Origin of the sequence: Mycobacterium sp. UM_WGJ, assembly GCF_000455125.1 — a bacterium.
Taxonomy (GTDB): domain Bacteria; phylum Actinomycetota; class Actinomycetes; order Mycobacteriales; family Mycobacteriaceae; genus Mycobacterium.
The window spans coordinates 85,724-93,709 of record NZ_AUWR01000022.1 but is presented as its reverse complement, the minus strand read 5'-3'; the positions used below and the strand labels follow the sequence as shown (position 1 = coordinate 93,709).

Sequence of the window (7,986 nt, the reverse complement as noted above, 5' to 3'; positions counted from 1 at the left end):
GTGCTCGCAGTCCTCGCTAGGCTCGGCCGGGTGGATGTCGACGCCTTCGTGCTGACCCATCGACCAGCCTGGGATCGGCTGGAGGCACTGGTCAAGCACCGGCGCCGGCTCACCGGCGCTGAGGTCGACGAGCTGGTCGACCTCTATCAGCGGGTGTCCACCCAACTGTCGCTGGTGCGCTCGTCGTCCTCGGATGCCGCGCTCATCGGCCGACTTTCCGCCCTAGTGGCACGGGCGCGTGCCGCCGTCACCGGTGCGCATGCGCCGTTGGCCTCGGAATTCGTCCGGTTCGTGACGGTGTCGTTTCCGGTGGTCGCCTACCGTGCTTGGCGGTGGTGGCTGAGCACCGCCGCGGTGTTCCTGGCGGTGTCGGCGGTCATCGCCTGCTGGGTGGCCGGCAACCCCGACGTGCAGGCGGTGATCGGCACCCCCGCGGAGATCGACCGGCTGGTCAACCACGACTTCGCCGCCTACTACAGCGACCACCCGGCCGGGTCCTTTGCGCTGCAGGTCTGGGTGAACAACGCCTGGGTGGCCGCCCGCGCCATTGCCTTCTCGGTGTTGCTGGGCCTGCCGATCCCGGCGCTGCTGTTCGCCAACGCGGCCAACCTCGGCTTGGGGCTCGGGCTGATGTTCCATGCCGGCCGGGGCGGTTTCATGCTGGGACTGCTTGCCCCGCACGGGCTGCTGGAGCTGACGGCGGTGTTCTTGGCCGGCGCGGTGGGGATGCGCCTGGGCTGGACGGTGATCGCCCCGGGTGATCGGCCCCGCACACAGGCGCTCGCCGAACAGGGCCGGGCCGTCGTCGCGGTCGCCGTGGGGTTGGTCGTGGTGTTCGCGGTGGCCGGGCTGCTCGAGGCGGTGGTGACTCCGTCGCCACTGCCGACCTGGCTGCGAATCGGCATCGGGACCGCGGTGGAGGCGGCATTTCTGGTCTACGTGGTGTACTTCGGTCGCAAGGCCGTGGCCGCCGGCGAGACCGGGGACGTCGCCGATGCCCCCGACGTGGTCCCCACCGGCTAGCTACCCGGTGCTGCGCGCGACCGCGATCACAGCCGCCCGGCGGCTTTCATCGCCAGGTAGGCATCGGCCAGCGCCGGGGCCAGATCCTCGGGTGGGGCGTCGATGACCTGCACGCCGCTGTGACGCAATCGGGCTGCCATCGCGCGGCGGTCATTGCGCGCCCGCTCAGCAGCGCCGGCGTCATAGACCGCGGCCGCGTCGCCGCGTCCCCGAGCCAGCCGCTCCACTCGCGGATCGGCGACCGCCGCGAGGATCACCTGGTGGGCCGCGGTCAGATTCGGCAACACCGGCAGCAACCCCTCCTCCAGGGCAGAGGGGTTGAGATCGGTCAACAGCACAACGAGGTTGCCGCGGCGCGCACGTCGGGACAAGGTGGCCAGCATCGCCGCGGCATCGGATTCGACCAGCGCCGGCTGCAGCGGTGCCATCGCGTCGACCAACTGAGCGAACAGCCGGGTCCTCGACGCCCCGAACACCCCGGCCCGGGGCACCTGATCGTGGGCGAGCAGATCGACGTGATCGCCGGCGCGTAATGCCAACGCCGCCAGCAACAGTGCGGCATCCATCGACCAGTCCAGCCGCGGCCAGCCCGCGGGATCGCGGGCGGTGGGGTCCACCCCGATCCGGCCGGCAGCGGTCCGGCCGGTGTCGAGCACGATGACGACCCGCCGGTCACGCTCGGGCCGCCAGGTGCGCACCACCACCTCCGAGCGCCGGGCGGTGGCCCGCCAGTCGATCGAGCGCACGTCGTCGCCGGCAACGTACTCGCGCAGCGAGTCGAATTCGCTGCCCTGGCCGCGCACCAGCACCGGAAGATTGCCGTCGATCTCGCGGAGCCGGGCCAGCCGGGCCGGCAGATGCCGGCGGGATAAGAAGGGCGGAAGCACCCGCACCTGCCCCGGCACCTGCCGAGACCGCTGCCGCCCGGCCAGCCCCAGCGGCCCGATCGAGCGCACCGTGACCCGGGCGGCCTGCTGGTCGCCGCGGCGGGTCGGCCGTAGCTCGGTGACCACTCGGGAGAGCTGGCCGGCCGCCAGCTCCAGCGGATGCGAGCGCGGTGTGGCGCAGGCACTGGGCGACCAGGCGTCACGTAGCTGACCGCGGAATGGACTATCGCCGTTGACTATCCACAACGTGGTCGGGATCGTCTGGCCGAGCCTTACCGCGTTGTCCATGGACCGGTCGATCTGCAGCGTGGCGGGATCTGTCGTCAACGCGACGTCGAGCAGCACTGCCGTGGTGAGCCCGGCCAGCAGCATCGCGAAAGCGGCCGCCGGCCACGGGGCCAACGCGATCGGCACGGCGCAAAGCAGTGCGATCAGCGCGGCGCGACCGGTCAGAATCACCAGCGCGGCACCGGAACCGAGGCCAGGATGGCATCGAGAACGCCGTCGGCGGTGGTGCCTTCGAGTTCGGCCTCCGGGCGCAACATCACCCGGTGCCGCAACGTGGAGCGGGCCATCGCCTTGACGTCGTCGGGCGTCACGTAACTGCGCCCCGACAGCCAGGCCCACGACCGCGACGTGGCCAGCAAGGCGGTCGCGCCGCGGGGCGAGACACCCAATTGCAGGGCGGGTGAGTGCCGGGTCGCCGCCACCACGTCGACGATGTAACCCAGCACCTGGTCGGCCACCAGCACCTGACGTACCGCGGCGCGCCCGGCCGCCAGTTCCTGCGCCCCGGCCACCTGGGCCACCGCGGACAGGTCGTGCGGATCGAAGCCCTGCGCATGCCGAGCCAAGATGCCGATCTCGGCCTCGCGGACCGGCAGCGGCACCGTCAACTTGAGCAGGAATCGGTCGAGCTGGGCCTCCGGCAGCCGGTAGGTGCCCTCGTACTCGATGGGGTTGGCGGTGGCGGCGACGATAAACGGGTCGGGCAGCGGCTTGGCCACGCCGTCGACGCTGACCTGACCTTCCTCCATCGCCTCCAGCAGCGCCGCCTGGGTCTTGGGCGGCGTCCGGTTGATCTCGTCGGCCAGCAGCAGGTTGGTGAAAACCGGTCCGGGCCGGAACGCGAACTCCGCGGTGTGGCTGTCGTAGACCAGCGAGCCGGTGATATCCCCGGGCATCAGGTCGGGGGTGAACTGGACCCGTTTGAAGTCCAACCGCAACGCGGCGCTCAGGGTTCGGACCAGCAGTGTTTTCGCCACGCCCGGAACACCTTCGAGCAGCACATGGCCGCGGCACAACAGTGCGATCACCAGGCCGCTGACCACAGCGTCCTGGCCGACCACTACCTTGGCGACTTCGCTGCGCAACGCCAGCAATGCGTCGCGGGCTGCGGCAGCAGCCGGATTCTCTTCGGGAGTGTGCGTCACGAGAGGGTGACCTGCCTTTCGATGTCGTCGAGTGCGTGGGCCAGGGCGACCAGGGCATCGTCGGAATCCGGGAGCGGACCGAACAGTAAGTGCCACAACCCGTCCGGGTGTGCCGCGATGCGTGTCGACACTGCCGCGACCACCGCGGGCGGCTCCGGTTCCGGGCCTAATCCCAGCCGTGGAGCCAGTCGGCGCAGGGTCGCGGTGCGCAGGGCGGTGGCTGCCCGATCACGCGCCCGATGCGCGCGGTAGAGCCGGCCGAGTCCCTCCACGGTCTCCGATGCGCGGACGACGACGGGCAACTGTTCGGCGACCAGGGGGCCTAGCCGGCGGCCCTTCCAGACGGCGGCCAGGGCCAGTGCCACACACAGTTGCCAGAACAGCCATCGCAGGTTCTGCGGGATGAGGCCGGCGATCGCGGCTTTCCTCGACTTTGCTCCTTGAACGTGTTGGGGCGCATACCAGATCAGGCGATCTGAGGTGCCGGCAAGATTCATTGCCAGCGCGGCGTTGCCTTCCCGGGCCAGGTCGGCGTTGGTCATGAATGTGTCGCTGCCGATCACGGTGATGGTCCGCTTGCCGTCGCGATAGCGCACCAGGGCGCCGTCGTAGCAGCTGTCCAGCGAATAGCCTTTGTTTGCAACGTAGGTAGCAGTTGTGCGCAGGTCGACTGCTCCGGCCCGTTGCGTTTCACGCAGGCTGCAACCGGGTTGGTGGGTGTACGCCCGTGCGGGGCCGGACCGGATGCCGGGCGCGAGCGCCTTGCGGGCCAGCGCATCCGGTGCCACCAGCAGCAGGTCGCCGGGCAGATCGGCCAGCCGGTTCATCAGCTCACTGCCGGCGATGCGCGGGGTCTGAGCCACCAGAACCAACGTGTCGGGACGTGCTTGCCGTGCGACGTCCTCGACGGTTGCGGCCGCAATGACCTCGACCCCGCGGTGACGCAGCAGTGTCACCAGCGCGTGCGCGCCCTCGGGCCCGGTGGCATTGGGATCCATTCGGCCGCCCGGCCGCGGTGTGGTCAGGTAGGCGCCCACCGCCGAAACCGCCACGATCACGGCCAAGGCCGTCGCGACCCACAGCCATGTCCGTCGCCTGGTCGTCATCGGTGCTGCCGGGCCTGTGTTGTGGCCTGCACCCGCTCGTCGAGGTCTGTGACGATCCGATATCCCTCCGGGGTGGCGGGCAGCTCGCCGTAGTTGACGTCGTTGAAGGTTTCGGCGGCCCGGAACAGCTCACCGGTCAGGGCGGGCATCGCCGCACCGGCATCGCGGGCAAGTTCGGTGGCGGTACGGCCCGTGGCGGGACGCAGGACCCCGTTCTCCTCGAGTGCGCGAGCTACGGCCCGCAGGCGGTGCCGGATCGCTTCGACCCAGTCTCCCGCTGCGGCATGCTGTTGCGCGGCCGCGCGGTGTCCGGCGGCGCTGAGTTGTGTTGCGCCGTACAACGGATCGCCGCGGTGGCCGTCGTGCAACATGCGGCGGCTGACGTGGACGGCGGCCACCACGGCTGCCGCGAGGATGATCAGCAACACGCTGATGGTGAACCAGCCGCCGGGCAACTCGGCACCCTTGAGCACCAACCGGCGTACCAGCGTCTCGATGAAGTCCAGGAACTGCTGCTTGGGCGAGGGCCGCGGGTACATCGGTTTTGCCAGCTCGCGTTCGGCCGCCTCGCGGGCGGCTTCGCGGTCGACGTCGACGGTGGGCACCCGAGGATCCTTACCCCGGGGGCCGGGTCAGCCAGAGGTTGTCGGTCCACCCGCCGACGTACGGTCCGCCGGTGGCGCCGGTTCGCAGCACCAGGTCGAAGGCCTCGCCCCGGATGCGGCGGTCGGTGTAGAGCAGTACCGACACCCCGGCGCTGAAGGGCAGCACGATGATCTCCCCGATCGTGGTGCCGATCCGGGAGAACAGGCTCAACTGCGCACCGCCGGTCAGGGCGTCGCTGCCATGGGTGACGATCATCCCGAAGATGTTGAAGGGAAACGCCACTGCGCTGCTGATCAGGGCGACGATCAATGCGGTCAGCGCCATGATGCCCAGCACTCGCCAGAAACTGTTGCGCACCAAGTAGAACGAGCGGCGCATCGCCTCGAACACGGGTTGGCGCTCCAGCACGATCACGGTCGGCGCGAAGACCAGCACGGTGTAGCCGTAGGCCAATGCTGCGATCAGTGCCGGTACGAGCGGCACGGCGATCAACACCGCGGCGCCGGTGCCGCCCGCTCCGCCGGCAATGGCGATCAGGGCCGCCGCGAAGCCACACAGCACCGCCGCGGCCAGGCCGATCAGGGCGGTCAGGCCGATCAGTGGACCGAAGCGATCACGCACGATCGCCCAGGCTTCGGCGATGCTGATCGGCGATCCGAACACCGCGCGCCCGACCACCACAGTCAGCAGGCCGGTCAACACGATGGTGCCCAGGGCGGTCACGATTGCCGCGCCGACAGAACCGGTCAGCCATGCCGCCACGTCACCGCCGGAGAGCTCCGACGGCGATCTCCCCGGACCCGACGGGCCGAGCGCCGACAGCAGGCCGAACAGGGCGATCCCGCTGATGATCTGGGTGGCCACCACGACCACGGCGGTCAGCCCGAGCACGGTCTTGGGGTTGGCCCGGATGTAGCCGACGGCGCCGTTGTAGATGTCGGTGAGGCTCAGTGGGCGCAGCGGAATGATGCCGGGCTTGAGTTCAGGCTGCGGATAGCCCACCGGGGCGCCGTATCCCGGCGGCGGGCCATGGCCGGGCGGGGGACCGTAACCCGAGGGCGGAGGACCGTAACCCGAGGGCGGGGGACCGTAACCCGGCGGCGGTGCTCCGTAGCCGGGTGGGGGACCGTAACCCGGAGGCGGGGCACCGTAGCCCGGCGGCGGGGGTCCATAACCGGGCGGGGGGCCGTAGCCCGGAGGCGGCGGGCCATAGCCCAGTGGCGGGCCGTAGCCGGGAGGCGGAAAACCAGGTCCAGGGTAGCCGGGCGGAGGCGGATTCACCATGTGGCTGAGCGTAGCGTTATGGGGCATGGCGGAACTCAAATCCCAGTTGCGTACCGATCTGACGGCGGCGATGAAGGCGCAGGACAAGCTGCGCACGGCGACCCTGCGAATGTTGTTGGCTGCGATCCAGGCCGAAGAGGTCGCCGGCAAACAGGCCCGGGAACTGACCGACGAGGATGTCCTGAAGGTGCTGGCGCGCGAAGCCCGCAAGCGGGCGGAGTCCGCGACGATCTACACCCAGAACGGCCGGGGTGACCTCGCCGCCGAAGAGCACGCCGAGGCTCGGATCATCGCCGAGTACCTTCCCGCGCCGCTCAGCGACGCCGAACTGGCCGACGTCGTCGACACCGCGCTGGCGCAGGTCGCCGAGGCGATCGGGGAGCGTCCGCACATGAAGCACATGGGCCAGGTGATGAAGGCCGCCACCGCGATCGCCGCGGGTAAGGCCGATGGTTCGCGGTTGTCGGCCGCGGTCCGGGAACGGCTCTAGGAACCGGTTGCCGGCAACTGCCAGCCCGTCAGCGCGGCGATGAAGCCGTCGGGGTCGGTGACGCTGACATAGAGGCTGCGGACGGGTTTGTTGAACAGTCCGGCCGTCGGCGCTTTGCTGGGCTTGACGCCGTGGACCAGCTTTATCTGGACCATTCCGTGCCGGGATCCGTTGACCAGCCAGCCATTACAGGCCTGGTGCACGCCCCAGCCCCACATGCGTTCCGGGGCCGGACAGGCGGATTCGATGTTGTTCACCGCGATGTCCATGGCGAACGCCCATCCGCTGCGGATCTGCAGCAGCCCGTCGGCAACCCGGATGCTCGCCCGCCCGGGACCCAGGCCCAACACGGTGGCCAGCGGTCGATACCACCGGTCGTAGCGCATCGGGAAGTCCACGGGAGCCATTGTCTACGGCCGAGGCGGCCGGTGGACCCGATTGAGGAAACGACGGGTAAGGCCGGTCCAACCGGCGACAGGACTGCGGTCGGCGGGTGCTGAATGCTAGGGCACTCGTGCCCGCGCGAACTGGGCTGCGCCGCTGCCGGTGATGAGCCAGAGGGTGGCCAGTTGTGCGATGAAATCGTCGAGAGACAAGTCGACCTCCCCGTTGACGAAGTCCAGGATCGCGTCGGCCGTGCCACCGACGATGAACGCAGGCGCGACCTTGGCCAGCGGATCGACTTCGAGTTCGACGCCGTGCACCTTGCGTCCGTGGTCGATCAGAACTTCGGTGAGGCGGTGCATCACCAGCGTGCGGTGGGCGTCTAATTCCGGCGAGGCCGCGACGCCGCCCAGAAGGACTCGCGCACGGCGAGGATCATCGACAAGGGAGCGCACGGCAGCGGCGACCCCGGCAAGAGCTTGGGTTTCCAGCGACTCCGGTCCGACGGCTTCCGCAGCGGCGACGGTCGCAGCGCGGACGTCCTCGGCGATATCGTCCACCACCGCAGCGGACAGACCGTCCAGGTCCCTAAAGCTCTCATAAAAGTATCTTTTGTTCAGATTCGCTGCGGCACAAAGCTTATCGACTGTTGCGCTACGCCATTCATTGCGCGCCATGGCGTCCATAGCGGCTTCCAAGAGCCGTGTTCGCCGAAGTTGTCGACGCGTCTCAGCGGACTGCCCCCCATAGGCGCGCTGTGGTGTCTCGGGCAC

General features: G+C 69.5%; 9 protein-coding genes. 2 read left to right on the top strand and 7 right to left on the bottom strand.

Annotation, left to right across the window (positions count from 1 at the left end; translation table 11 throughout):
- The first annotated feature begins 30 nt into the window (after positions 1 to 30).
- Positions 31 to 1,023 (top strand): stage II sporulation protein M, encoded by a 993-nt coding sequence (locus N416_RS0108955; protein WP_024441768.1) that lies wholly within the window; start codon positions 31 to 33, stop codon positions 1,021 to 1,023.
- 26 nt (positions 1,024 to 1,049) lie between these two features.
- On the opposite strand, the gene N416_RS0108950 is transcribed toward N416_RS0108955, so the two are convergent.
- From N416_RS0108950 to N416_RS0108930, 5 genes are read right to left on the bottom strand one after another with little or no spacing between them, the layout of a single operon-like run.
- Complete coding sequence (locus tag N416_RS0108950; protein ID WP_024441767.1) at positions 1,050 to 2,369, bottom strand: DUF58 domain-containing protein; 1,320 nt, start codon at positions 2,367 to 2,369, stop codon at positions 1,050 to 1,052.
- Entirely contained in the window at positions 2,366 to 3,343 is a 978-nt protein-coding gene (locus tag N416_RS0108945) for a MoxR family ATPase (protein ID WP_024441766.1), read from the bottom strand. Before N416_RS0108945 ends, N416_RS0108950 begins: the two co-directional genes overlap by 4 nt.
- Positions 3,340 to 4,449, bottom strand: coding sequence for a DUF4350 domain-containing protein (locus N416_RS0108940; RefSeq protein WP_024441765.1), 1,110 nt, complete (start codon positions 4,447 to 4,449; stop codon positions 3,340 to 3,342). Before N416_RS0108940 ends, N416_RS0108945 begins: the two co-directional genes overlap by 4 nt.
- Positions 4,446 to 5,054 (bottom strand): DUF4129 domain-containing protein, encoded by a 609-nt coding sequence (locus N416_RS0108935; protein ID WP_024441764.1) that lies wholly within the window; start codon positions 5,052 to 5,054, stop codon positions 4,446 to 4,448. The genes N416_RS0108940 and N416_RS0108935 overlap by 4 nt, the downstream gene beginning before the upstream one ends.
- 10 nt (positions 5,055 to 5,064) lie before the next feature.
- A complete protein-coding gene (locus N416_RS0108930) occupies positions 5,065 to 6,339 on the bottom strand; it encodes a membrane protein (protein ID WP_036457578.1) in 1,275 nt (424 codons plus the stop codon).
- A 25-nt stretch (positions 6,340 to 6,364) separates the two neighbouring features.
- On the opposite strand from N416_RS0108930, the gene N416_RS0108925 reads away from it, so the two are divergent.
- A complete protein-coding gene (locus N416_RS0108925; RefSeq protein WP_024441762.1) occupies positions 6,365 to 6,829 on the top strand; it encodes a GatB/YqeY domain-containing protein in 465 nt (154 codons plus the stop codon).
- On the opposite strand, the gene N416_RS0108920 is transcribed toward N416_RS0108925, so the two are convergent.
- The gene (locus N416_RS0108920) at positions 6,826 to 7,227 is read right to left on the bottom strand and encodes a hypothetical protein (RefSeq protein WP_024441761.1); all 402 of its coding nucleotides are present in this window, start codon (positions 7,225 to 7,227) and stop codon (positions 6,826 to 6,828) included. The two genes, N416_RS0108925 and N416_RS0108920, sit on opposite strands and share 4 nt — an antisense overlap.
- 105 nt (positions 7,228 to 7,332) lie before the next feature.
- Complete coding sequence (locus tag N416_RS0108915) at positions 7,333 to 7,899, bottom strand: TetR/AcrR family transcriptional regulator (RefSeq protein WP_231384063.1); 567 nt, start codon at positions 7,897 to 7,899, stop codon at positions 7,333 to 7,335.
- Positions 7,900 to 7,986 lie beyond the last annotated feature (87 nt).